Genomic DNA, 24,738 nt, shown 5'->3' with positions numbered 1-24,738 from the left:
GCGCGGGCGCGCCGGAGGGCTTCGCGTCCTCGGGGGACGGCGGGGGCGGAGGCGGCGGAGGTATGTCCACCAGGGGAGTTTACGGTCACCGCGAACGCTTCCGCCCCGGCCCGGCAAGTACCGGACGGGGCCGGAGACTCCGGCCGCAGGGGAGGTGCGATGGAGAGCCACAACTGGTTCCCGGCGGCCCGGGCGGGCGACCGCCGCAGGCGCGTGACACGCGGGGACACCAGGACCGGAGGGGATACGGAGACGGGAGAGGCGGCGCCGGAGGTGCGGGCGGCGGGCCCGGGGGACGCGGCGGGGGCGCGGGGGGACGCGGCGGGCGGTGACGGCGAGGCGCACGACGGCGATGCGCGGGACGCGCACGACGGCGGGGTGCGGGACGCGGCGCGGTTCGAGGAACTGGTCGTCGCGCATTCGGCGGCGCTGCACGGCTATCTGGCGCGGCGGGCGCCGGCCGCGGCGGACGACCTGCTGGCCGAGGTGTGGCTGCGGGCGTTCGCGGGCCGGGCCGGCTACGACCCAACGCGCGGGACGGCGCGGGTGTGGCTGTTCGGCGTGGCCCGGCACGTGCTCGCGGCGCACTGGCGCGGCGTGGACGGCTACGGCCCGGGCGGGCGGACGGGGGCCGCGGGCACGGGCACGGCGGCGGGCGCGGGCACGGCGGCGGGCGCGGAACCGTCCGCGGACCCCTGGGCGGCCGTCGACCAGCGGCTCGACGCGGCGGCGGTCGCACCGCTGATCCGTCGAACACTGAGCGAACTCCCGCATGTGGAGCGGGAGTTGTTGCTGCTCGTGACGTGGGAGCAGCTGACCCCCGCGGAGGCCGCCGCAGTGGTCGGCGTCCCGCAGGGCACCGCGCGCTCGCGGCTGCACCGGGCCCGCGCCCGGCTGCGCGACGTCCTCGCGGACACACCCGCTTTTACCGGTACGACAGGAGGGCTGCGATGACCGGCAACGGCACCCTGCACGACGACGACCTGTACGGATTCTCCGAGGCCGCGCCCGAGTTGGCCGCGCTGGCGGCGGCCCGCGCGGTCCCGCCGCCGGACGCCGCGGTGGTGGTCGCGGCGCTGGCGGCGGTCCGCGCGGCGGCCGGGCGCGAGGCACGGGAGGTCGCGGTGGCCGCGGAGATCCGCGAGGTCGGCGAAGTCCGCGAGGCCGGTTCGGTCGCCGGCGTCGGCAGCAACGAGGCCGCCGCTCTCGCCGGCGTGACGCGAACCGGCGAGGTCCCTGCGCCCGCGCAGCCCCCCGCCCCCGCGCGCCCCCGCGCCGCCCGCGCGCTGCGTACCGGCGACAGCCGCCGCTGGATCGTCGCCGCGGCCTGCGTCGCCGCGCTCACCGCCGGACTGGCCGCGCTGCCCACGGTCGGCGCGGACGGGCCGCCGCCGGCCGCGGCGAACGCCGCCTCGGCGTTCCTCGGCTCGGTGGCCGCGCACGCCCGGGGCTCCTCCGTCGGCGCGAACGCCTCGCTGCTGACGACCGTCCGCGAACGCCGGCCCGGTTCTCCCGAGACGGAGTTCACGGTGGCGATCGGCCACGGCCAGGGCGTCATCCGCCCCGCGCGGGGGCACGGGCCGGCGCAGTCGCCGAACGTCCCCTACGGCCCGTTCCTCGCCCCCTCGTTCAGCTGGCGGGAGGTCGCCACGCTGCCGTCCGGGACCGCGCAACTGCGCGCTCGGCTGGAGGAGTTGGCGCCGCATCAGGACCTCTTCCGTGTGATCGGCGGCTTGTTGGGCATCTCGCCGGTGACCCCACAGGTGCGCGCCGCCCTCTACCGGGTGCTGGCCACGGTGCCCGGGGTCGACCTGCTCGGCCCGGGCAGGGACGCGCGGGGGCGCGCGGGGACCTGGGTGGCGCACGACGACGGGACGACGCGCTGGAAGCTGCTTCTCGACCCGGACACCGGCCGGCTGCTCCAGCAGGACCAGGTGACCCTGAAGGCGGTGCCGGCGGCCCCCTGTACGAAGGACCGCACGCCGCCGGCCTGCCCGCCCGCGCTGGCCGCGGGGGACCTGGTGTCCCGGATGACGTTCCTCAGCCAGCGCGTCACCGACTGACGCCGCCGGCGCGGGACGAGGCCGCTCCGCCGCCGGTGCCGACCCGTCGGGGCCAGGTCCGGCCGGTCGCCGTCTACGCCGATGCGCGTATATGGCGATTCGGCCGGGCCGCCAGGCCCCCTCACCCTTGACGCTATTGGTCTAGGCCAATAGCGTCCGGCCATGCGTCGAAGACTCCTCGGCCGTACGGCCGCGACGGCCGCCGCGCTCTGCGTGGCCACCGTCCTGCCCGCCCTCACAGGCGGCGCCACCGCGGGGGCGCACTCCCCCGCCGCCACGCACGACTCGCCGCACGGTCCCGCGGCCGACTCGCCGTACCGAAGCGTCGGTTACTTCACCCAGTGGGGCATCTACGGCCGCAACTACCAGGTGAAGAACGTCCAGACGTCCGGCACCGCCGCCAAACTCACCCATCTGAACTACGCGTTCGCCAACATCGGCGCCGACGGCAAGTGCTTCGAGGCCAACGTGGCCGGCGAGGGCGACGCCTGGGCCGACTACCAGCACCCGGTGGACGCCGCGACCTCCGTCGACGGCACCGCCGACACCGCCGAGCAGCCGCTGGCCGGCAACTTCAACCAGCTGCGCGAACTCAAGGCGAAGAACCCGCACTTGAAGGTGCTGATCTCGATCGGCGGCTGGGGCTGGTCCACCCACTTCTCCGACGCGGCCCGAACGGCCGCCTCGCGCCAGGCACTCGTCGCCTCCTGCCTGGACATCTTCATCAAGGGCAACCTGCCGCTGCTGGACGGCAAGGGCGGCCCGGGTTCGGCGGCCGGCCTCTTCGACGGCGTGGACATCGACTGGGAGTGGCCGGCCTCCTCCGGTGACACCGACACCGTCTACCGTCCCGAGGACAAGCAGGACTTCACGGCGCTGGCCGCGGAGTTCCGCCGGCAGCTGGACGCGTACGGCCGCACCACGCACAAGCACTACGACCTGAGCGCCTTCCTGCCCGCCGCACCGGCGAAGATCGACGCGGGCTTCGAGGCGCGGAAGATCTTCCGGTACCTCGACTTCGGCACCGTGCAGGGCTACGACTTCCACGGCCCGTACGAGGCCACCACCAACCAGCAGTCGGCACTGCGGGCGCCGCGCGACACCCCGGTGGCGAACGACTTCAGCGACACCCAGGCGATCGGCGACTGGCTGCGCCGCGGAGCGCCCGCCCGCCAACTGGTGCTGGGCGTCCCGTTCTACGGCCAGGGCTGGACCGGCGTGCCCGACGGCGGCACGGCCGGCCTCTTCCAGCCCTCCACCGGCCCCGCGCCGGCCACCTGGCAGGCCGGGAACGAGGACTACCACGCGCTCAAGGCGCTGGCGCAGTCCGGGAGTTACACCGTGCACCGGGACGTGCGGGACGGCTTCGCCTGGCTCTACGACGGCACGAACTTCTGGACGTACGACGATCCGCAGGTGATCGCCCAGAAGACCGCGTTCATCAGGGCCGCGCACCTGGGCGGCGCGATGGCCTGGTCGCTGGACGGCGACACCGCCGACGGCGAGCTGATCTCCGCGATCCACACGGGCCTCAACCCGCCGCGCCACCACCGCTGACCGCGACGCCGGTCCCGAACGCCCCAGCGGCCCGCCGGAGTCCTCCGGCGGGCCGCTGTCGTCCGTCCGCGGGCGGCCGGGCCCTTCCGCGGGCGGGATGACCGCGCCGCGCCGTGTCCGTTCCGCCGCCGCGCCGCGATCCAACCGTGACCCAGGCCCTTGCATCCGGAGTCTTGCAACGTTGCAACGCGCAGGTTAGCGTCTTGCAACGTTGCATTCCGGCGCGATGGAGGGCTCAGGTGACGATCACGATGTCCGAGGACTACGCAGACAGAGGCGGCCGCCCCCGCAGGCGGCGCACCCGCGCACTGGCGACCGCCGCCGCGGCAGCGCTGGCCGGCGTCGTGCTCGCCGCCTGCGGCGGCACCAGCGGCACCCCCGCGGCGAGCGCCCCGGGCGCGACCGGGAGCGCCGCGACCGGCGGCGGCTGCCACGCGGGCGCGACCACGCTCACCGCCTGGGGCTGGTCGGCCGGCTACGACCTGGTGGTCAAGAAGTTCAACCAGACCCACCCGGACATCTGCGTGAAGCTGGAGAACGCCGGCGCCGCGGGCGACGAGTACACCAAGCTCAGCGACGCCCTCAAGGCGCACTCCGGGACCCCGGACGTGGCGCAGATCGAGTACTTCGAACTGCCGTCGTTCGAGATCACCAAGAGCCTGGTCGACCTCACCCCGTACGGCGTGGGCGACGCCAAGGCCGACGAGGCGCCGGCCGCCTGGTCGCAGGTGGTGCAGGGCTCGGCGCAGTACGCGATGCCCGTCGACCTCGGCCCGCTGGCGCTCTACTACAACTCCGCGGTGTTCGCCGCGCACAAGATCGCCGTGCCCACCACCTGGGCCGAGTTCGCCACGGCGGCCGACAAGCTGCACGCGGCCGATCCCAAGGCCGCGATCACCAACTTCGACCCGGTCTCCGCGCAGGACGTGCTCGCGCTGATGCAGCAGTACGGCGCCTTCCCGTTCAGCTACAGCGGCGGCGACACCGTCGGCATCGACTTCACCGGCCCGGCGCAGACCGCGTTCGCCAGGTTCTGGCAGGGCCTGATCGACAAGAAGGAGGTCACCACCGCGGCCGACTTCTCCCCCGCCCAGTGGTCCAACCTCGACAGCGGCGCCAACGCCGCCCGGATCAGCCCCGCCTGGGGCCCGGTGGGCATGCAGGGCAGCATCAAGAAGACCATCGGCTCCTGGCGCGCCGCGCCCATGCCGCAGACCACGGCCGGCCAGAACGCCACCGGGAACTGGGGCGGTTCGACCCTCGCGGTGATCAAGGGCACCGCGCACGCCAAGGAGGCCGCGGAGTTCGTCAAGTGGTTCGGCGGCTCGGCCGACGCCTGGCAGATCCTCAGCGGCGACGTGGCCGGCGCGTTCCCCGGCTATCTGCCGCTGATGGACTCGCCGAGCTTCCAGGCCCGCACCCTGCCGATCTCCGGCGACTCCCAGCCCAACAAGGTGTTCGCCACCGCCGCCCACGCCGTGCGGCCCGCGCAGTGGCCGCCGATCATGACCGCCGCGCTCACCCGGTGGACCACCGCGTTCGCCGGCGTGACCAAGGGCAGCACCACCCTGGAGCAGGCTTTCGCGACCTTCCAGCACCAGATGGTGGACTACGCCAAGTCCCAGGGCTTCACGGTCACCGAGGGCTGAGCACCGTGACCGACACGATCGTCCGACCGGGCCCGGCGGCCACCCGCGACAGCCGCCGCGCACCCCGCCGCCGGCGCCGCCGCGAGTGGCCGGGCGCGGTCTTCGTCAGCCCGCACCTGCTGGCCCTGGCGCTGTTCATGCTGGTGCCGACGGTGTACGCGGTCTACGACAGCCTGCAGACCACCCAGCTCATCGGCGGCACCCACTACTCGGGCCTGGCCAACTACCGCACGGTGCTGCACTCCGCGCAGTTCTGGGAGGGCGTGCGCCGGGTGCTGATCTTCACCGCGGTGCAGGTCCCGGTCACCATCGCCCTGGCCTTCTTCTTCGCGGCGGTCTTCGACGCCGGCATCGTGAAGTACAGCCGCTTCTTCCGCACGGTGTTCTTCATGCCGTTCGCGGTGCCCGGCGTCGTGGCCGCCGTGATGTGGTCGTTCCTGCTGCTGCCGGACTTCGGGCCGTACGCGAAGGTCGCGCAGTCCCTCGGGTTCGGGCACGTGGACTTCTTCTCCTCGAAGCTGATCCTGCCGACGATCGTGGTGATCGTGGTGTGGGAGTGGACCGGCTACAACGTGACCATCCTCTACACCGCGATGAAGTCCCTGCCGCAGCAGGTGACCGAGGCCGCGATCATGGACGGCGCGTCGCTGCGCACGATCATCCTGCGGCTGAAACTGCCGATGGTCCGGCCGACGATCGTGATGCTGTGCTTCCTCAACACGGTCGGCGCGCTCCAACTGTTCACCGAACCGTCCATCCTGGCCGCGTTCCAGCCGCAGGCGGTGAGCTACGGCTTCACCCCGAGCCTGTACGTCTACAACACCGCGGTCGGCAGCGGCGACTACAACCTGGGGGCGGCGGCCGCCGTGGTCCTGGCGCTGATCATCGGCGCCCTGTCGCTGGGCGCGTTCGCGATCCGCAAGCGGGCCGGGGAGTTCCGATGAGCAAGAAGGACCGCACGAGCGACACCGTGCCGATCCACCTGTACGGGCTGCGCCGCGGCACCGTCACCGTCGTCACGCTGATCTGCGGGCTGTTCGCCGCGTTCATCCTGGCGCCGCTGCTGTGGCTGCTGATCAACGCGACCAAGACGCAGGCCAACGTCTACGGCACGCCCGGCTTCTGGTTCGCCCGCCCCTTCCACCTCTTCCAGAACCTGTCCGCGCTGGGCCGCGACGTCAGCGGCGCGGGCGTCTACCTGCAGTGGCTCGGCAACACGCTGCTGTACGCGGGCAGCGCCGCGATCGGCGCCACCCTGCTGTCGGCGATGGCCGGCTACGGCTTCGCGCGCTTCGGCTTCCGCGGCTCCAACGCGCTGTTCTACCTGGTGATGTCGACGCTCCTGGTGCCGATCACCTCCGTCGCGCTGCCGCTGTTCCTGGTGTACGCCAAGGTCGGGCTGGTCAACTCGGTGTGGGGGATGATCCTGCCGAGCATGGTCTCGCCGGTCGGCATCTACCTGATGCGCACCTACATCGACGCCTCGGTGCCGCGCGACCTGATCGACGCGGCCCGGATGGACGGCGCCGGCGAGATCCGGATCTTCCTGCGGATCGTGCTGCCGCTGACCGTGCCCGGCCTGGTCACCGTGCTGCTGCTGACCGTCGTGGCGGTCTGGAACAACTACTTCCTGCCGCTGATCATCTTCAGCCGCAACCGGCTCTACCCGCTGACCGTCGGCCTGTCCTCGCTGTCGCACGCGGCGGAGACCGGCTCCAAGGCCGAACTGGTCCCGGTCCTCATCGCCGGCGGCCTGGTGACGATCCTGCCGCTGATCGTGCTGTTCCTGTTCCTGGAGAAGTACTTCAGGGGCGGCGCGCTCCAGGGCAGCACCACCGGCTGACCGCACCCCCGCCCGCACGCCGGCGCCCGCACGCCGACCACCCCCGTACCACCCGCCACTTGGAGAAGACGTGTCCTCAGTCCAGCAGCCCGGCATGCCCCGCCCCGAGTATCCCCGCCCGCACTTCGACCGCTCGTACGCCTGGCAGAGCCTCAACGGCACCTGGGAGTTCGCCGCCGACCCCCACGGCACCGCGACGCCCGCGGAGTTGTCGGCGCGGCCGTGGCCGCAGCGGATCACCGTGCCGTTCGCCTGGGAGACCGAGGCGTCGGGGGTGGGCGCGCACTGGCTGGAGCACGGCTGGTACCGGCGCACGGTGAGCGTGCCCGAGGAGTGGCGGGGGCTGCGCGTGGTGCTGCACTTCGGCGCGGTCCACCACCACGCCACGGTGTGGGTGGACGGCGTCGAGGTCGGCGCACACGAGGGCGGCTACACGCCGTTCGCCTTCGACATCACCGACGCGCTGGCCGGCCGGGACCACGGCACGGTGCTGGTGCGCGTGCACGCGCCCGTCGACAAGCGGGAGATCGTGCACGGCAAGCAGCGCAGCGTCCCGCGCGACGACTACGACGACTGCGCGTTCACCCCGACCAGCGGCATCTGGCAGCCGGTGTGGCTGGAGGCGCGGCCCGCCACCCACATCGCCTCGGTCGCGCTGGCGCCCTCCGAAGGGCTCGACGCGATCGTCGCGGACATCGCGGTGGCCGGCCCGGCCGCGGCGGGCGCGCGGCTGACCGTGCAGGCGGTCGGCGGCGAGCCGGTGAGCGTGCCGGCCGGCAGTGTGCGCGTGGTGCTGCCGGTCGCCTCGCCGCGGCTGTGGTCGCCCGCGGACCCGTACCTCTACGGCGTGACGGTGACGCTCGACTCGGCCGACGGCTCCGACCAGGTCGGCTGCTCGACCGGTCTGCGGCGGATCGAGACGGACGGCGACCGGCTGCTGCTCAACGGCGAACGCCTGTACGTGCGCGGGGTGTTGGACCAGGGTTACTGGCCGCGCACCGGGCTGACCGCACCGGACGACCAGGCGTTCGTCACCGACCTGGAGCTCGCCCGCGAGGCCGGGTTCAATGTGGTGCGCAAGCACCTGAAGCTGGAGGACCCGCGGTTCCTGCACCACGCCGACCGGCTGGGCATGCTGGTGTGGGCGGAGCCGGCCAGCACCGGCACCTTCGGCGAGCGGGCCGCGGCGCGCTTCGAGGCGCAGATCGCGCCGATGGTCGCCCGCGACGGCAACCACCCCAGCGTCGTCGTCTGGGGCCTGTACAACGAGGAGTGGGGGCTGGACTGGGACGTCCCCGGCGACGAGGCCAAGCAGGCCGCGGTCCGGCGGGCGTACGACCTGCTCAAGGAGCTGGACGACACGCGCCCGGTGGCCGACAACTCCGGCTGGACGCACGTGGCCACCGACCTGGTGGACTGGCACGTCTACGACGAGACGCCGGCCGGCTGGTCGGCGAAGGTCCGCGCGCTGCTCGACCGGGACGCCACCGACTTCCCGGTCGGCCTCGGCGGCGGCACCGTGGTCCGCAAGCGGCTGATGGCCGACGGCGGCACCGTCCCCGAACTCCCGCACCTCAACAGCGAGTACGGCGGCGGGAAGACCAGCGTCGAGCGCGGCTGGAACCAGCGCTGGCAGACCGCCGAACTGCGCCGCCACGACCTGCTCTCGGGCTACGTGTGGACCGAACTGTACGACGTCGAGCACGAGATGGCCGGCGTCTACGCCTTCGACCGCTCGCGCAAGGACGACGGCGGCAACCCCGCGGCCCACGCGCACGCCGACACCGTGCTGGTCGTCGACCTCGAACCGGCCGCGCCCGGGCGGGATCTGGTGGTCGGCGCGGACCGCAAGGCGGCGTTCGACGTACGGATCTCCTACCACGGCCCGCGGCCCGAGCGGTTCGCGGTGGCGGCGGTGTGGGGGCCGGTGATGGGCCACCCCGGTGGGATCACGGTCGGCGGGCGCGGGGGCGAACTCCCGGGCGGCGCCGACCTGTCGGGGAGCGCGGCGGCGGCGGTCACCGTCGAGCCGTACCGGCTGAGCGAGCCGGTGCACGTCGCCGAGTCCCTGCCCGAGGGGGTGTCGGCCGCCCGCCTGCACCTGTTCGCCCTCGGCCCGGACGGCACGGTGCGCGGCGCGACCTGCGTGGACGTCGCGGTGGGGTGAGCACGGCGGGGGACATGACCGCGGCCGGCCGGCGCACGGGCGGCTGGCCGCACTGTGCATCGTTGAAATAGGCTGCCGGAGCCGGTCCGACACCAGGGCCGGCCAGGCGTGAAAGGACCTCGATGGCCACCGTCCGACTGCGTGACGTCGCCGAACGAGCCGGTGTGTCGATCCGTACGGTGTCCAACGTCGTCAACGGCTACGCGCAGGTCGCCGACGACACCCGGCGGCGGGTCGAGAAGGCGGTCGCCGAGCTCGGCTACCGCCCCAACCTGGCCGCGCGCAACCTCAAGCGCGGCCGCACCGGCATGGTCGCCCTGGTCGTGCCCGAGCTGGACGTGCCGTACTTCTCCGAACTGGCCCGCGCCGTCATCGCCGAGGGCCGCAAGCACGGCTGGACGGTGGTCATAGACCAGACCGACGGGGAGCCGGACCGCGAGCGGGAGCTGATCATCGGCGGGGCGGGCGCGGCGCTGTTCGACGGCGTCATCCTCAGCCCGCTCTCGCTCTCCCAGGCCGACCTGGCCGAACGCCGCGGCGGCAGCCCGCTGGTGTTGCTCGGCGAGCGGATCGCGGAGAGCCCGTACGACCACGTCGCGATCGACAACGTGGCCGCCGCGTACGCCGCGACCGAGCACCTGCTCGACCTGGGCAGGACGCGCGTGGCCGCGGTCGGCGACCAGCCCTACGACACCGGCGAGACCGCGCAGTTGCGCACCCGCGGCTACCGGGACGCGCACGCCGCGCGCGGCCTGGCGGTGGACGACTCGCTGATCGTCGCCACCCACCGCTTCCACCGCTCCGACGGCGCGGCGGCGATGGCCGCGCTGCTGGACCGGCCGGGCGGCCCGCCCGACGCGGTCTTCTGCTACAACGACCTGCTGGCGCTGGGCGCCGTGCGCACCCTGCTCACCCGGGGGCTGCGCATCCCGCAGGACGTGGCGGTGGTCGGCTTCGACGACATCGAGGCGGGCCGCTACAACACCCCGACGCTGACCACGGTCTCGCCGGACAAGGCGGTCATCGCGCGACTCGCCGTCGAGCGGCTCACCGCGCGGATCGCCGCGGGCTCGTCCGGCGCGGACCCGGCGCAGGCGGGCCCTCCCGCGGAGTTCTGGGCGCCGCACCGGCTGATCGTGCGGGAGAGCACGGGGGGTTGAGAAGCGGCAGCGCCCGCGGCCCGCGGCGAGCGCGGCCGGAGCCCCCGAGGGCGTCGGCGCGGGTCCGCCGCGGTGATGCTGCCCCGGGACGCCGCGGGGTGGCCCGCGTCGCGGGGACGCGGGACCCCGCCGGGCGGACCGGGTCGCGGGGACGCCGCCGCGGACCGGGTTACGAGCGGCAGCGGGGGCCGGGTTACGGGGACGCGAGCCGCCGCCGGGCGGACCGGGTTACGAGCGGCGGCGGTGGCCGGGCTAGGAGCGGCGGCGGGGGCGGCCGCGGCCGGTGCTCTTCGCCGCGCCGCCCTTGGCGGTGCGCTTGCCGCCGGCGCCGGCGCGGGGGGTGGCGCCGGACCTGCCGCCGGACTTGGCGGACTTGGCAGACTTGGCGGACTTGGCCGCAGCGGCCTTCGCGGACTTCTGCGCTCCCTCCCCCTTCGCCGCCGGCTTCGCACCCGCGGGCCCCGGGGACGCACCCCCGCGTCCGCGCGAGCTGTTGACCGTACGGCCGCGGACGATGCCGATGAAGTCCTCGACCAGATCGGTGGTCGTGTCCTCCCGCCAGGAGAGCGCGACCTGCGAGGCCGGGACGCCGGTCAGCGGCCGGTAGGCGACGTCCCTGCGGTGGTGCAGGCGGGCCAGCGACTGCGGCACGACCAGCACGCCGACGCCCGCCGCGACCAGCGCGACCGCGTCCGCGGTGGTCGGCGGACGCTCCCGCGCGGGCAGCCCGGGCGGACCCTCCCAGTCCAGCGTGTCGTCGAGCGGATGCAGCACGGTCTCCTCGGCGAGGTCCTCGGGCGTGACCTCGTCGGCCGCCGTCAGCAGGTGGTCCTTGGGCACCACGACGACGGTCGTCTCGACGTAGAGCGGGATCGCGCTGAGGTCCGTACGGTCGATCGGCAGCCGTACGAAGCCGGCGTCCGCGTCGAGGGCGCGCAGCACACCGGGGGCGTCCGCGGCGGGCACCTGGACGAGGCTGAGCGGCACGCCGGGCAGCCGCTCCTCCCAGATCCGCACCCACTTCCCGGGCGTCACACCCGGGACGTACGCGAGGCGGAAGGAGGCGGATGCGTGCGAGCCGGTCACCCGGCAAGGCTACCCGCCGTGCCGGACGGTCCCGCCGCCGACCGCGCACGACGACCCCGCTCGCCGGTCCTGCGCCGCCGCCGCGCTCGTTACCCTTGACCCCATGACGTCGCACAAGACCACCCAGACGATGAAGCCCGCGACCGCGGCGAAGAAGCTGGGCGTGTACCTCCCGGCCACCCCCGCGGACTTTCAGGAGGGCGTCGTCTCCCGCGACGAGCTGAACGCGCTGCAGGCCGACCCGCCCGAGTGGCTGACCGCGCTGCGCCGCAACGGCCCGCACCCCCGCCCGGTCGTCGCCGCGCGGCTCGGCGTCTCGATCGCGGGACTGGCCCGCGGCGGCGTCACCGACCCGCTCACCACGGCCGAGATCGAGGCCCTGCGGGCCGCGCCGCCCGCCTGGCTCGAACGCGAGCGCACCACCGCCGCCCAGGTCCGCGCCGAGAACGCCCGCCTCGCCGACGCCGCCCGCCGCAAGGAGTCCCGCGGCACCGCGCCGGACGCCTGAGCCTGACGCCTGACGCCTGACCTCTGACGGAACCGGCGGCACCCCCGGCCGCCCGCCACGCCCGCGGCGGACGTACGACGCGCAGGACCCGTACGACCCGACGACCGACCCGACGACCCGGCGACCCGGCGACCCGGCGACCGGCCCGACGACCGGCCCGACGACCGGCCCGACGAGGAGGTGCCGTACACGTGGACGGCATCCAGTGGCTCGCGACCGAGGACCACTTCGACCTCGGCTACTGGGTGCTGTTCGCCCAGGGGCTGGAGCCCGCGGAGTTGGTGCGGCGGCTCGCGCCGGTGACGCCGGTGGCCGGCCCGGTGACGCGCGTGGACGTGGACGACGTCGAGGACTCGGCCGCGGGCGACGCCGTCGTGGTGCGGGCCGGGAGCAGCGCGGGCTGGGCGTTCGGGATCGTGGAGGGCGGCCCGGTCGGCCGCGCTCCCGACCGGGGCGCCGGCGCGCTCTCGGCCGGCGCCCGGGCCGTGGAGCTGTGGCGCACGGTGAACGGCGACACCGGCTTCGCGTTCGCCGAGGACGGGCGGACGGTGTGCCGGTTCGAGCCGGGGCGCGAGCACGAGCGCGCCGGCTCCGAGCCCGACCGCCTGCTGCCCGCCCTGCGCGCCGCCGGGCTGGTGCTGCCGGACGGCACGACGCCCTTCGAGCACGGCGAGGACCTGCCCGACGCGCTGCCGCGGGTGCTGGCGCTGGCCGAGGCGGAGTTCGGCCTCGACCTGCCGCGGCAGGCGGTGCTGGCGGACGCGCTGACCGCCGGGCTGCTGGAGGTGTGACCGGCGACGGCCCGCGCCGCGTCGTGCGGCGCGGGCCGTCGCCCCGCACGACGTCGGCACCGCGAACCCGGTGGTGCGCCACCGCGACGCCGACGGCGCGACCACGGCGCTCAGGTACGACATCGTCGCCGGCGGCGACGCCTACCGCGGCGTCAGCAGGACCGCGGCGCCAGCAGGACCGCTGCGTCAGCAGGACCGCCGTGCCCTCCGGCGTCCTCACCTGCTCGACCCACGAGTCGGGAACGCCTGGCTCACCGCCATCACCGCGGCCCCCGCCGATCCGCCGGCCGTACTCGCGGCGCACTCCCGCGGCTTCCGCCGCCCCGATCACTACGTCTGCCGCGTCCGCCGCGCCCGGCTCCCCGGCCGGCGATGACTCCTTGGAGTGATCATGAAGGCGGAAGAGCATGATCGGTCCCGCTGACGCCGATGCACAACGGTATGACACCTTTCAAGCGTCAGCGGGGCCGTACGGCCGCCGCTCTGGTGGTCGGTGCCGCGGCTCTGTGCATGGCCGGGATCGCGCCGGCCGCCACCGCGCAGCCGCAGACCAGGGCGGACACCCCGTGGGTGGTCTCGCTGGGCGACAGCTTCATCTCGGGCGAGGCCGGCCGGTGGGCGGGCAACAGCAACGACGGCGGCGACGGCATCGCCGGCACCGACCGGGCCTTCGACCCCGCGACGGGCACGACCGACCCGCACCGGGTGTACGGCCCCTCGTACGATGACGGCTGCAACCGCTCCGACAGCGCCGAGGTCCACTCCGCGCCCGGCCAGGACCGCCGGCTCAACCTCGCGTGCTCGGGCGCCACGTCCACCGCGATCCTGCTGCCCGAGCACGGCGGCAGCCCGTTCAAGACCGAACCGTCCCAGGCCGAGCAGCTCCAGAAGGCCGTGACCGGGCACAGCGTGCGCGCGGTGGTCGTCTCGGTCGGCGGCAACGACCTGGGTTTCGAGAGCGTCATCACCTCCTGCGCAGGCAGCTTCCTCACGCCGTTCGGCGCCAGCCCCTGCGCTCCGACGCAAGGTCCCGCGGTGGCCTGGCTGCCCGCGATGCGCACCGCGGCCGTCGACGCGCTGGCCGACATCACCACCGCCATGGACCGGGCCGGGCACCCCAGGGGCAGCTACCGCCTGATCCTGCAGTCCTACCCCTCGCCGCTGCCGGACGCCGCGCACGTGCGCTACCCCGGGGACAAGTACGACCGTCTGACCACCGGCGGCTGCCCGTTCTTCGACGAGGACCTCACCTGGGCGCACGACGAACTCGTGCCCGAGATCAGCCGCACGCTGGCGGAGGCCGCGCGCGCCGGCGGGGCGGAGTTCCTCGACCTGTCGCGCGCCTTCGACGGCCGGGAGGTCTGCTCCACCGGCACCGTCCAGGCCGACGCCGGCCACCAGCCCTCCGGCAGCACCAGCGAGTGGGTGCGCTTCGTGACCACCGGCGCGGGCCAGGGCCAGAAGCAGGAGTCCCTGCACCCCGACTACTACGGCCAGCAGGCCCTGGGCGCCTGCCTCGCCCTGGACCTCGCCCGCACCCCCGGCGCCTACGCCTGCACCAACACCCCGGGGGCGGCCCCCACCGCCATGACCCTCCGCCCCACCCCCACCACCTGACCCAGCCCCCACCCCGGCGCGGCGCTCAGCGCCACCTCGGCGCCGCGCCCCAGCGGGGGAGCTGAGCGCTACACGTTGAACCTGAACTCGACCACGTCGCCGTCCTGCATGACGTAGTCCTTGCCCTCCATGCGGGCCTTGCCCTTGGCGCGGGCCTCGGCCACGGAGCCGGCGGCGACGAGGTCGTCGAAGGAGATGACCTCGGCCTTGATGAAGCCCTTCTGGAAGTCGGTGTGGATGACTCCGGCGGCCTCGGGGGCCGTGGCGCCGCGCTTGATGGTCCAGGCGCGGGACTCCTTGGGGCCCGCGGTGAGGTAGGTCTGCAGGCCCAGGGTCTCGAAGCCGACGCGGGCGAGGGTGGCCAGGCCCGGCTCCTGCTGGCCGACGGACTGCAGGAGTTCCAGCGCCTCGGCGTCGTCCAGCTCGGCGAGGTCGGCCTCCAGCTTGGCGTTGAGGAAGATCGCCTCGGCCGGCGCGACCAGGGCGCGCTGCTCGTCCTTGAAGGACTCGTCGGTCAGCTCGTCCTCGTCGACGTTGAAGACGTAGAGGAACGGCTTGGTGGTCAGCAGGTGCAGCTCGTGCAGCAGCACGCCCTGCTCGGTGCCCTTGGTGATGCCGCGGGAGAAGAGGGTCTCGCCGGCCGCGAGGATCTCCTGCGCGGCCTCGGCGGCGGCCAGCACCGCGGCCTTCTCCTTCTGCAGCCGGGCCTCCTTGGTCAGCCGCGGCAGCGCCTTCTCCACGGACTGCAGGTCGGCGAGGATCAGCTCGGTGTTGATCGTCTCGATGTCGTCCTTGGGCGAGACCTTGCCGTCCACGTGGACCACGTTCTCGTCCTTGAAGGCGCGGATGACCTGGCAGATCGCGTCGGACTCGCGGATGTTCGCCAGGAACTTGTTGCCCAGGCCCTCGCCTTCGGAGGCGCCGCGGACAATGCCGGCGATGTCCACGAAGTCGACGGTGGCGGGCAGCACCCGCGCCGAGCCGAAGATCTCCGCGAGCGTGGCCAGGCGCGGGTCGGGCACGCCCACCACGCCGACGTTGGGCTCGATGGTGGCGAACGGGTAGTTGGCCGCGAGCACGTCGTTCTTGGTCAGGGCGTTGAAGAGCGTCGACTTGCCGACGTTCGGCAGACCGACGATTCCGATGGTGAGCGACACGAGGCGACTTCCCGTAAGCGAGATCCGAGGGGGTTTTCCGAGACTCCGCCCAGTCTACGGGCCGCGCGCCCGCCCCCGTCCGCCGCGGGCCGCGGCCTGTGGACGACCCGCGCCCCCCGGCGCCCCGCCACCGCCCGTGGACAACCGAACACCCGCCCCCGTGGGAGGGAACCCGCGTGTCCCACCATGCGATCAACCGACCGGCATGCCTACTGTACGTAGGTGGACCAACACACTGCGCGCACGGGCGCTCCCGGCCCGGCCCCCGGCGGGGAGGCCGCCGCCGGCGTCTACCGCGCCCCGCGCCCGGCCCACCCGGAGCCCGGCGCGGCCCGCCGCCCGCGCGCCGTCCAGGGGCCCAGGCCGCGGCTGACCGGGTTGGGCACCGGCGCGCTGACCACCGTGGTGACCGCGCTCGGCGGCGGCCTCGACTCGCTGCTGTTCGGCGGCCCCGGCGTCCTCTTCGGCGTGGTCTTCGTCGCCGTGAGCATCGCCGGGGCCCTCTACGTACGGCCCTACGACCTGGTGGCCGCGCCGGTCTCGGCGCCCATCGCCTTCGCCGTCGGCATCGCCCTGACGGCCGACAGCGGCGCCGGCGGTCTGGTCGGCCACCTGCTGGGCGTCTTCACCGGCCTGGCCACGATGACCGGCTGGCTGTACACCGGCACGGCGCTGGCCGCGCTGATCGCCGGGGTCAGAGCTTTGCGGCTGCCATCGCGGCGCCGACGATCCCGGCGTTGTTCTGCAGCTCCGCGGGAACGATCTCCGCGTTGATCCCGGTGATCAGCGGCAGGAACTTGTCCGCCTTGCGGCTGATGCCACCGCCGATCACGAACAGCTCGGGCGAGAACAGCATCTCCACGTGCGCGAGATACTTGCGCAGCCGGTGCGCCCAGTGCTCCCAGCTCAGGTCCTCGTCCTCCCGCGCCTTGACCGACGCGCGCTTCTCCGCGTCGTGGCCGTGCAGCTCCAGGTGGCCCAGCTCGGTGTTGGGCACCAGCCGGCCGTCGGCGAAGACCGCGCTGCCGATGCCGGTGCCGAGGGTGAGGACGATGACGGTGCCGCTGCGGCCGCGGCCCGCCCCGAACGTCATCTCGGCCACGCCCGCCGCGTCCGCGTCGTTCAGCACCACGACCGGCACGCCGAGCCGCTCACCGATCAGCTTGCGGGCGTCGCAGCCGATCCAGCCCTTGTCCACGTTCGCCGCGGTGCGGGTCACGCCGTCCACCACCACACCGGGGAAGGTCACGCCGAGCGGCCCGGTGTGGCCGAAGTGCCGCACGACCTCCTCCACGCCCTCCACGACGGCGTCGGGCGTCGCCGGGTGCGGCGTGGGCACCTTCAGGCGCTCCTCGGCGAGGGCGCCCTTCGCCAGGTCGACGGGGGCACCCTTGATGCCCGTGCCGCCGATGTCCACTCCGAACATGTCCATGGCCTCCACGGTAGGGGCGGGCGGGAAAGCTCACCTCTCGGCAGATGCCCGGGCGGCGGCCTCCGCACGCAGGTCGCGGCGGAGTTCCTTGGGCAGCGAGAACTGGATCGACTCCTTCGCCGACGTCACCACCGACACATCGGCGAAGCCGCGCGCGGCCAGCCACTCCAGGACGCCGTCGACCAGGACCTCCGGCACCGAGGCGCCCGAGGTGACGCCGACCGTGGCGACGCCCTCCAGCCAGGCGTCCTCGCACTCCTCGGCGAAGTCCACCAGGTGGGAGGCGCCCGCGCCGGACTGCAGGGCGACCTCGACCAGGCGGATGGAGTTCGAGGAGTTGCGGGAGCCGACCACGATCACCAGGTCCGCCTCCGCGGCGATCTGCTTCACCGCGACCTGGCGGTTCTGGGTGGCGTAGCAGATGTCGTCGCTGGGCGGTGAGAGGAGGTTCGGGAAGCGGTTCTTCAGCGCGTCCACCGTCTCCATGGTCTCGTCCACCGACAGCGTGGTCTGCGAGAGCCACACCACCTTGTCCTCGTCCCGGACCCGGACCTTGGCGGCGTCCTCGGGGCCGTCCACCAGGTGCATCCGCTCCGGGGCCTCGCCCATGGTGCCGATGACCTCCTCATGGCCCTCGTGGCCGATGAGCAGGATGTCGTAGTCGGAGTCGGCGAACCGCCGGGCCTCCTTGTGGACCTTGGTCACCAGCGGGCACGTCGCGTCGATGGAGGCGAGGCGGCGCTCGGCGGCCTCCTCGTGCACGACCGGGGCGACGCCGTGCGCGGAGAAGATCACGATGGCGTCCTCGGGCACTTCCTGCGTCTCGTCGACGAAGATCGCGCCCTTCTTCTCCAGGGTCTGCACGACGTACTTGTTGTGGACGATCTGCTTGCGGACGTAGACCGGCGCGCCGTACTGCTCCAGCGCCTTCTCGACGGTGATGACGGCGCGGTCGACGCCCGCGCAGTAGCCGCGAGGGGCGGCGAGCAGGACACGGCGGGTGGTGTCAGTGGTCATGCGCCCATCGTACGGGGATCACCCCCGGTGACGGTGGGCGGCGGCGGGCGCCTGTGGACAACTGCCCCGGCGCGTGGGGTGACGACGGGCGCGCCGGGGCCGCGGGGCGCGCGCCTGCCGGGCCGCCGGCCTGTCCGTGGCGCGGGCTAGGGTGGCGGGCATGGCTCTGAACACCTCGGCGGACGCGCCGATCCCGGTCGGCGAGGTGTCGCGGCTGATCGGCGGCTGGATCGACCGGCTCGGCGCGGTGTGGGTGGAGGGGCAGATCACCCAGCTGTCCCGGCGGCCGGGCGCGGGCGTGGTCTTCATGACGCTGCGCGACCCCTCGCGGGACGTGTCGATCCCGGTGACGTGCTTCCGCGGCGTGTACGAACAGGTGGCCGACGTGGTCGGCGAGGGTGCGCGGGTGGTGCTGCACGCGAAGCCCGAGTGGTACGGCCCGCGCGGCACCCTGTCGCTGCGGGCGGCCGAGATCCGGCCGGTCGGCATCGGCGAACTGCTCGCGCGGCTGGAGCAGTTGAAGCGGACGCTGGCCGCCGAGGGGCTGTTCGCGATGGACCGCAAGCGGCCGATACCGTTCCTGCCGCAGCTGATCGGCCTGGTCACCGGCCGCGCCTCGGCCGCCGAGCGGGACGTGCGGGAGAACGCCCGGCTGCGCTGGCCCGCGGTGCGCTTCGAGGTGCGCAACGTGCCGGTGCAGGGCGCGTCGGCGGTGCCGCGGGTGATCGAGGCGGTGCGCGCGCTGGACGAGCACCCGGGCGTCGACGTGATCATCGTGGCGCGCGGCGGCGGCAGCGTGGAGGACCTGCTGCCCTTCTCCGACGAGCGCCTGATCCGTGCGGTCGCGCAGTGCCGTACGCCGGTGGTCTCGGCGATCGGGCACGAGCCGGACGCGCCGCTGCTGGACCTCGTCGCGGACCTGCGGGCGTCCACGCCGACCGACGCGGCCAAGCGGGTCGTGCCGGACGTGCGCGAGGAGCTGGAACGGGTCCGGCAGGTCAGGGAGCGCGCGCTGCGGGTGGTGCGCGGGCTGCTGGACCGCGAGGAGCGCGGGCTCGCGGCGGCGCTGAGCCGGCCGTCGCTGGCGCAGCCGTACCGGATGGTCGAGGAGCGGGCGGCGGACGTCGCCGACCGGGTCGACCGGGCCCGCCGCGGCCTGCGGCACGCGCTGGACCGGGCGGACGCGGACCTCGCGCACACCCTGGCGCGCGTGGTCGCCCTCTCCCCCGCCGCGACGCTGCGCCGCGGGTACGCGGTGCTGCAGCGCGAGGACGGCGCGGCGGTGCGCTCCGCCGCGGAGGTCGCGCCCGGCGACCGGCTGCGGGCGCGGGTCGCGGAGGGCGGGTTCGCGGTACGGGTCGGCGAGGACTGACGGCGGGGCCCGGGGCGGCTGGGAGCCTGGGAGCGTCGGCCGGGCGCGGTGGCCGGGTGGCCGGGAGCGTCGGCCGGGCGGCCAGGTGGCCGGGAGCGTCGGCGGTACGCCCTAGGCTGGCGGACATGGCAGACCAGGACCCCAAAGCGACGTCGGCGCCGACCTCGACCCCCGGCTACGAGCAGGCGCGCGACGAGCTGATCGACGTCGTCCGCCGCCTGGAGGCGGGCGGCGCCACGCTGGAGGAGTCGCTCGCGCTGTGGGAGCGCGGCGAGGAACTGGCCCGCGTGTGCCGCCACTGGCTGGAGGGCGCCCGCGCCCGCCTCGACGCCGCTCTGGCCGCGGACGAGGACGCCGACGAGGCCGCGGAGCTCGCGCGGGGCGCGGCCGAGCAGGCTTTCGTCGACGCGGAGGAGGCCCGCCGCCCGGTCCCGGACGATGCGGAGGAGTGACCCGGCTCAGTCCGCGTCGGCTCGATCCGCGTCGGCTCGATCCGCGTCGGGTCGGTCCGGTTTGGCTCGATCCGCGTCGGCTCCCTCCACGTCGGCTCCATCCGCGTCGCCCTCCGCCTTCGCGCGCGACTCCCGCGCCTTGTCGGCCGCGCCCGCCGCCTCGTAGCAGGAGGCCGAGCGCAGCCAGGTGTCCCGCACCTGCGCGGTCGGCGCTCCCGACATGGCGAGCGTGGTCGCCAGTTCGGCGTACGCCTCGCCGGCTCGCGTGAGATCCCCCTCGCCCTCCAGCGTCTCGGCGGCGACCCTGCCCTCGGCCACGGCTTCCTCGTAGCGTCCGAGGGCCCGGAGCGCGGTTCCCATGTTGTTCCTGTTGATGGCCATGCCATAGGGGTATGCGACCTGCTCGCTGAGGGCACAGCCCGACCTGTGGGCGGCGAGCGCCTCCTCGTGCCGGCCTGTGTCGTTGAGGACGTTGCCCCTCTCGTTCCACACCGCGGCCTGGCGGGAGATGTCGCCGATCCGCTCGTTCAACTCCAGCGCCGTGGCGAGCGCGTCCAGCGCTTCCTCGTACCGCGTCAGCTTCCGCAGAGCGGAGCCGACGTTGTGCAGAGCGGTGGCCTCGCCGGTGACGTTTCCGATCCTCCGGGAGAGGTCACGCGCGGTGGTGCTCGCCTCCAGCGCCTCCTCGTATCGGGACAGCCCGAAAAGTACCCTGCCGAGGTTGCCCCACCCACCGGGTTCGTTGCGGTGGTCCCCCATCGTGCGGACCGAGTCCAGACCCAGTGCCGCCACCGCCAGGGCGTCGTCCCACAGATGGCGGTGCTGCAGATAGGGGATGAGGACGACGGAAAGGCGCGCCGTGGCCGTCGAGGGCGCGGTGGCGTGAGCCATGCCCACGAGGTTGCCCCACTCGTCGTCCATCCAGCGCATTGCGGCGTCCCGGTCCGCGAACTCCGGGGACGGCTGCAACTGCCCCGACGAGAGCTCGACATGGGTGAGGCCGGCCTCGCCCCACTTCACGTAGTAGTCGACCAGCCGCCCGCGCGCCTGGTCGTACTTGCGGCGGGCCGGGCGGTTGTCGGCGACGTGGGCGGCGGCCTGCTCCTCGGCGTAGTCGCGGAGCAGGTCGTGCATCTGCCAACGGCCGCGGGTGGCACCGCGGTTGAGCATGTGGGCGGCGGCGAGTCGGCCGAGCTGGTGGTCGATGGCCGTCGAGGTCTGGTGGGTGAGGGCGGCCGCCGCCGCGGTGGAGATGTCGGGGCCGGCGTTGAGCGAGAGCAGGCGGAAGAGGTCCTGCTGCTGCGGGGTGAGGCTCTCGAAGGTCTGGTCGAAGACCGTGCGCAGGTCGCGTTCGCCGTCGTCGAGGCTGTCCAGCCGGCCCTCCCCCGCGGTGAGGCGGGCGGCGCGCTCGGCCAGCGGCTGGCCGGGGTCCTGCACGAGCAGCGCGGCGACGATCTGGAGCGCCAGCGGCAGGCAGCCGCACGCGGTCACCACCTTCTCGGCGGCCTCCCGGTCCTCCCGCACCCGCAGGTCCCCGGGGTCGGCCTCGCGCAGGGCCAGGTCCAGCAGGGTGACCGCGTCGTCCGGCTGGAGCTGGTGCAGCGAGCGCGGGCGGCCGATGCCGGGCAGCGCTTTGCGCGAGGTGGCGATCAGGCCGTGCGGGCCGGGCGGCAGCAGCGGCCTGACCTGGGCGGCGCTGGAGGCGTTGTCGGCGATGACGAGCAGCCGTTCGCCCTTGCGGGCGCGTTCGGCCAGGTGCGAGCGGTAGAACACCTCGCGGTCCGCGCCGGTCGGCGGGATGTGCTCGGGCGGTACGCCGAGCCGCCGCAGCAGAGCGTCGAGGGACTGCTCGGGCAGGGCCTGGTGGGTCGTAGCCGCGCAGGTCCACCAGCAGGACGCCGGTGAACCAGCCGCGCCGCAGGACCTCGTGGCCCACGGCGTAGGCGAGCGTGGTCTTGCCGACGCCGCCCATGCCGGCCACGACGGCGACCGGGCGTACGGGCGCGGAACCGGATGCGGGCGCGGAGCCGGATGCAGGCGCGGAACCGGATGCAGGCGCCGAGCCGCCCTCGTGACCGGGGCCGCCGCCGTGACCGGGGCCGCCGCCCGTGCTGCTGCCGGAGCCGGCGCCCGGCCCGCCGCCCGCGCCGGGATCGAGCAGCGCCAGCAGCGGCGCGAGGTCCTCGTCGCGGCCGGTGAACTCCGCCGGGAGGTCCGGGAGGGAGTCCAGCGCGGACGGCGCGGGCGCGTACTGCTGGACGAACGTGTTGTACTGCGTGCCGCGCTGCTGGGCCGCCGCGTACCTGAACTGGGCCCCGGCGAAGTCGCGTTCCTGCGCGCGGTCCTGTCCGTGGTCCTGCGCGCCGCCCTGCCGGCGCCCCTGCGCGTACGGCTCCCCGGGCTGCCCGACGTCGCCCAGCCTCTCCTGTGCCGACGCCGATCCCCCGGGGGGCCGCCTGGCGGACCGCTGGGAACGTCCGCGCGCAGTCCTGCCGTTGCGGCCCTTGGGCTTGTTCTTTCCCCCATCCGGCCTGCTCCCGCCGTCAGTTGAAGGTGTTGTGCTGTGTGCCGCCGCCCTGCACCGCGGACTTGGTGAACGTCGCGCCGCTGAAGTCGTTGTGCACGCTCTGTCCCCCGGCCGGCGAGGCGGCCACCACCGCCTCGACCACCGCGCGCAGTTCGGCCGCGGCCTCCTGCCGCTGCGGCTCGGGCAGTTCCTCCAGCAGCAGTTCCAGCCGGCTGCGCCACACCGCGGCATGCTCCGCGCGGACCTGGTCCGCCTCACCGCCGGCCGCCGCCTCCAACGCCGCCCGGGTACGGTCCAGACGCTCCAACTCCACGCGCTCGCGGGCCTCGTCGCCTCTGCCCAGCAGCCGGGCGATCCGTCCGCGCACCGCGTGCCAGACGTCCGTGCCGGCGGCCTGGGCGATCGCCCCGCCACCGGTCGCCGACAACGCCATGAGTGCCTCAACCAGCATTGCGTCCCCCTCCGAAGGTCCCCGAACCGGGCTCACCAGCCTAGGACTTCGGCCTTGCCCGTGGAGTGTGCACGACGAAGGAGACCGCGTCGCCGCAAGGGTTCGGCCTCACGCCCCCGGGCGGACCGGAATGCTCGTGAAGGTCGGCGACGGGGCCGGGTCGCTGAAGAAGTCGTTGCCCTTGTCGTCCACGACGACGAACGCCGGGAAGTCCTCGACCTCGATCTTCCACACGGCCTCCATGCCGAGTTCGGCGTACTCCAGGACCTCCACCTTCTTGATGCAGTCCTGGGCGAGGCGGGCGGCGGGGCCGCCGATGGAGCCGAGGTAGAAGCCGCCGTGCGCGGCGCAGGCCTCGGTGACCTGCCGGGAGCGGTTGCCCTTGGCGAGCATCACGAAGGAGCCGCCGGCCGCCTGGAACTGCTCGACATAGGCGTCCATGCGGCCGGCCGTCGTCGGGCCGAAGGAGCCGGAGGCGTAGCCCTCGGGGGTCTTGGCGGGGCCGGCGTAGTAGACGGCGTGGTCGCGCAGGTACTGCGGCATCTCCTCGCCCGCGTCCAGCCGCTCCTTGATCTTCGCGTGCGCGATGTCGCGGGCGACGACCAGCGGTCCCGACAGCGACAGCCGCGTCTTGACCGGGTACTTGGTCAGCTCCGCGCGGATCTCGTCCATCGGCCGGTTGAGGTCGACGCGGACCACGTCGTCGTCCAAGTGCTCGTCGGTGGTCTCGGGCAGGAAGCGCGCGGGGTCGGTCTCCAGCTGCTCCAGGAAGACGCCCTCGGCGGTGATCTTCGCCAGCGCCTGGCGGTCCGCGGAGCAGGAGACGGCGATGGCGACCGGGCAGGAGGCGCCGTGCCGCGGCAGCCGTACCACCCGCACGTCGTGGCAGAAGTACTTGCCGCCGAACTGCGCGCCGATGCCGATGGTCTGGGTCAGCTCGAAGACCTTCTGCTCCAGCTCCTTGTCGCGGAAGCCGTGTCCGGCCGGCGAGCCCTCGGCGGGCAGCTCGTCCAGGTAGTGCGCGGAGGCGTACTTGGCGGTCTTCAGCGCGAACTCGGCGCTGGTGCCGCCGACCACGATCGCCAGGTGGTACGGCGGGCAGGCCGCGGTGCCCAGCGAGCGGATCTTCTCCTCCAGGAAGCGCATCATCGACGCCTCGTTGAGGACCGCCTTGGTCTCCTGGTAGAGGAAGGACTTGTTGGCGCTGCCGCCGCCCTTGGCCATGAACAGGAACTTGTAGGCGCCGCCGTCGGTCGCGTACAGCTCGATCTGGGCCGGCAGGTTGGAGCCGGTGTTCTTCTCGTCCCACATGGTCAGCGGCGCCATCTGCGAGTACCGCAGGTTGAGTTTGGTGTACGCGTCGTAGATGCCGCGCGACAGCGCCTCCTCGTCGCCGCCCCGGGTGAGGACGTTCTGGCCGCGCTTGCCCATGACGATCGCGGTGCCGGTGTCCTGGCACATCGGCAGCACGCCCGCGGCGGCGATGTTGGCGTTCTTCAGCAGGTCCAGGGCCACGAAGCGGTCGTTGGGGCTGGCCTGCGAGTCGTCCAGGATGCGGCGCAGCTGCGCGAGGTGGGCCGGGCGCAGGTAGTGCGAGATGTCGTGCATCGCCTCGGCGGCGAGCGCGCGCAGCGCCTCCGGCTCGACCTTCAGGAAGGTGCGCCCGTCCGCCTCGAACGTGCTCACGCCGTCCGCGGTGATCAGGCGGTACGGCGTGGTGTCCTCGCCGAGCGGGAGCAGATCCGTGTAGACAAACTCGGGCATGGGGGCCATTCCTCACTCGGCTGCGTCAACGCTGAAGCGCTCCCAGGGTACGGCGTGCGCGCGGGCGCGCCGCTGTGAGGTCCCCCTCAGCGGGCGGCGCCCCGGCGTCGCCCGGCCGCCCCCCG

22 protein-coding genes are annotated in these 24,738 nt (G+C 74.0%); 15 read left to right on the top strand and 7 right to left on the bottom strand.

The features are described 5' to 3' along the window. The first annotated feature begins 159 nt into the window (after positions 1-159). From VSR01_RS25850 to VSR01_RS25815, 8 genes are all read left to right on the top strand, one after another. Positions 160-954 (top strand): RNA polymerase sigma factor, encoded by a 795-nt coding sequence (locus tag VSR01_RS25850; protein ID WP_326451508.1) that lies wholly within the window; start codon positions 160-162, stop codon positions 952-954. Beyond that, complete coding sequence (locus VSR01_RS25845; RefSeq protein ID WP_326451507.1) at positions 951-2,063, top strand: hypothetical protein; 1,113 nt, start codon at positions 951-953, stop codon at positions 2,061-2,063. The genes VSR01_RS25850 and VSR01_RS25845 overlap by 4 nt, the downstream gene beginning before the upstream one ends. A 162-nt stretch (positions 2,064-2,225) precedes the next feature. Then, entirely contained in the window at positions 2,226-3,620 is a 1,395-nt protein-coding gene (locus tag VSR01_RS25840) for a glycoside hydrolase family 18 protein (RefSeq protein WP_326451506.1), read from the top strand. Positions 3,621-3,859: 239 nt separating this feature from the next. Further along, positions 3,860-5,269, top strand: coding sequence for an ABC transporter substrate-binding protein (locus tag VSR01_RS25835; protein ID WP_326451505.1), 1,410 nt, complete (start codon positions 3,860-3,862; stop codon positions 5,267-5,269). A 5-nt stretch (positions 5,270-5,274) separates the two neighbouring features. After that, entirely contained in the window at positions 5,275-6,213 is a 939-nt protein-coding gene (locus tag VSR01_RS25830) for a carbohydrate ABC transporter permease (RefSeq protein WP_326451504.1), read from the top strand. Further along, positions 6,210-7,112, top strand: a complete 903-nt coding sequence (locus VSR01_RS25825) for a carbohydrate ABC transporter permease (protein ID WP_326451503.1) — start codon at positions 6,210-6,212, stop codon at positions 7,110-7,112. The genes VSR01_RS25830 and VSR01_RS25825 overlap by 4 nt, the downstream gene beginning before the upstream one ends. Positions 7,113-7,206: 94 nt before the next feature. Next, positions 7,207-9,279, top strand: a complete 2,073-nt coding sequence (locus VSR01_RS25820; RefSeq protein WP_326451502.1) for a glycoside hydrolase family 2 protein — start codon at positions 7,207-7,209, stop codon at positions 9,277-9,279. Between the two features lie 122 nt (positions 9,280-9,401). Further along, a complete protein-coding gene (locus VSR01_RS25815; RefSeq protein ID WP_326451501.1) occupies positions 9,402-10,439 on the top strand; it encodes a LacI family DNA-binding transcriptional regulator in 1,038 nt (345 codons plus the stop codon). 252 nt (positions 10,440-10,691) lie between these two features. On the opposite strand, the gene VSR01_RS25810 is transcribed toward VSR01_RS25815, so the two are convergent. Continuing rightward, on the bottom strand, positions 10,692-11,525 hold the full coding sequence (locus tag VSR01_RS25810) for a LysR substrate-binding domain-containing protein (RefSeq protein WP_326451500.1): 834 nt from the start codon (positions 11,523-11,525) through the stop codon (positions 10,692-10,694). A gap of 103 nt (positions 11,526-11,628) precedes the next feature. On the opposite strand from VSR01_RS25810, the gene VSR01_RS25805 reads away from it, so the two are divergent. The 4 genes from VSR01_RS25805 to VSR01_RS25790 all read left to right on the top strand — a co-directional run bounded on the left by VSR01_RS25805 (position 11,629) and on the right by VSR01_RS25790 (position 14,441). Then, positions 11,629-12,033, top strand: a complete 405-nt coding sequence (locus VSR01_RS25805; RefSeq protein WP_326451499.1) for a DUF5997 family protein — start codon at positions 11,629-11,631, stop codon at positions 12,031-12,033. Between the two features lie 191 nt (positions 12,034-12,224). Continuing rightward, positions 12,225-12,824 (top strand): DUF6461 domain-containing protein, encoded by a 600-nt coding sequence (locus tag VSR01_RS25800; RefSeq protein WP_326451498.1) that lies wholly within the window; start codon positions 12,225-12,227, stop codon positions 12,822-12,824. 70 nt (positions 12,825-12,894) lie between these two features. Continuing rightward, positions 12,895-13,200, top strand: a complete 306-nt coding sequence (locus VSR01_RS25795; protein ID WP_326451497.1) for a hypothetical protein — start codon at positions 12,895-12,897, stop codon at positions 13,198-13,200. 65 nt (positions 13,201-13,265) lie between these two features. Continuing rightward, positions 13,266-14,441 (top strand): GDSL-type esterase/lipase family protein, encoded by a 1,176-nt coding sequence (locus VSR01_RS25790; protein ID WP_326451496.1) that lies wholly within the window; start codon positions 13,266-13,268, stop codon positions 14,439-14,441. 68 nt (positions 14,442-14,509) lie between these two features. On the opposite strand, the gene ychF is transcribed toward VSR01_RS25790, so the two are convergent. Next, positions 14,510-15,598: a redox-regulated ATPase YchF gene (gene ychF / locus VSR01_RS25785; protein ID WP_326451495.1), complete on the bottom strand. Its 1,089-nt coding sequence runs from the start codon at positions 15,596-15,598 to the stop codon at positions 14,510-14,512. A 222-nt stretch (positions 15,599-15,820) separates the two neighbouring features. Here ychF and VSR01_RS25780 point away from each other — a divergent pair, with 222 nt between their 5' ends. Continuing rightward, on the top strand, positions 15,821-16,372 hold the full coding sequence (locus VSR01_RS25780) for a DUF6542 domain-containing protein (RefSeq protein WP_326451494.1): 552 nt from the start codon (positions 15,821-15,823) through the stop codon (positions 16,370-16,372). Here the strand turns inward: VSR01_RS25780 and ppgK are convergent. Together ppgK and VSR01_RS25770 are read right to left on the bottom strand one after the other, a co-directional pair. Continuing rightward, a complete protein-coding gene (gene ppgK, locus VSR01_RS25775; protein ID WP_326451493.1) occupies positions 16,293-17,030 on the bottom strand; it encodes a polyphosphate--glucose phosphotransferase in 738 nt (245 codons plus the stop codon). The genes VSR01_RS25780 and ppgK overlap by 80 nt on opposite strands. Positions 17,031-17,060: 30 nt before the next feature. After that, positions 17,061-18,047 (bottom strand): 4-hydroxy-3-methylbut-2-enyl diphosphate reductase, encoded by a 987-nt coding sequence (locus VSR01_RS25770; RefSeq protein ID WP_326451492.1) that lies wholly within the window; start codon positions 18,045-18,047, stop codon positions 17,061-17,063. Positions 18,048-18,207: 160 nt separating this feature from the next. Here VSR01_RS25770 and xseA point away from each other — a divergent pair, with 160 nt between their 5' ends. Next, positions 18,208-19,419 carry an exodeoxyribonuclease VII large subunit gene (gene xseA / locus VSR01_RS25765; protein WP_326451491.1) on the top strand — a complete coding sequence of 404 codons (1,212 nt, stop codon included), beginning with the start codon at positions 18,208-18,210 and terminating at the stop codon, positions 19,417-19,419. A gap of 125 nt (positions 19,420-19,544) precedes the next feature. Continuing rightward, positions 19,545-19,871, top strand: a complete 327-nt coding sequence (locus VSR01_RS25760; protein WP_326451490.1) for an exodeoxyribonuclease VII small subunit — start codon at positions 19,545-19,547, stop codon at positions 19,869-19,871. 6 nt (positions 19,872-19,877) lie between these two features. Here VSR01_RS25760 and VSR01_RS25755 read toward each other — a convergent pair whose 3' ends face one another. From VSR01_RS25755 to VSR01_RS25745, 3 genes are all read right to left on the bottom strand, one after another. Continuing rightward, a complete protein-coding gene (locus VSR01_RS25755) occupies positions 19,878-21,644 on the bottom strand; it encodes a tetratricopeptide repeat protein (RefSeq protein WP_326451489.1) in 1,767 nt (588 codons plus the stop codon). Between the two features lie 770 nt (positions 21,645-22,414). Then, positions 22,415-22,849, bottom strand: coding sequence for a hypothetical protein (locus VSR01_RS25750; RefSeq protein ID WP_326451488.1), 435 nt, complete (start codon positions 22,847-22,849; stop codon positions 22,415-22,417). Between the two features lie 108 nt (positions 22,850-22,957). Next, positions 22,958-24,613 (bottom strand): fumarate hydratase, encoded by a 1,656-nt coding sequence (locus tag VSR01_RS25745; RefSeq protein WP_326451487.1) that lies wholly within the window; start codon positions 24,611-24,613, stop codon positions 22,958-22,960. Between the last annotated feature and the right edge of the window lie 125 nt (positions 24,614-24,738).

It is taken from the genome of Actinacidiphila sp. DG2A-62, assembly GCF_035825295.1.
GTDB lineage: Bacteria > Actinomycetota > Actinomycetes > Streptomycetales > Streptomycetaceae > Actinacidiphila.
This window is presented reverse-complemented; position numbering and strand designations above follow the sequence as displayed.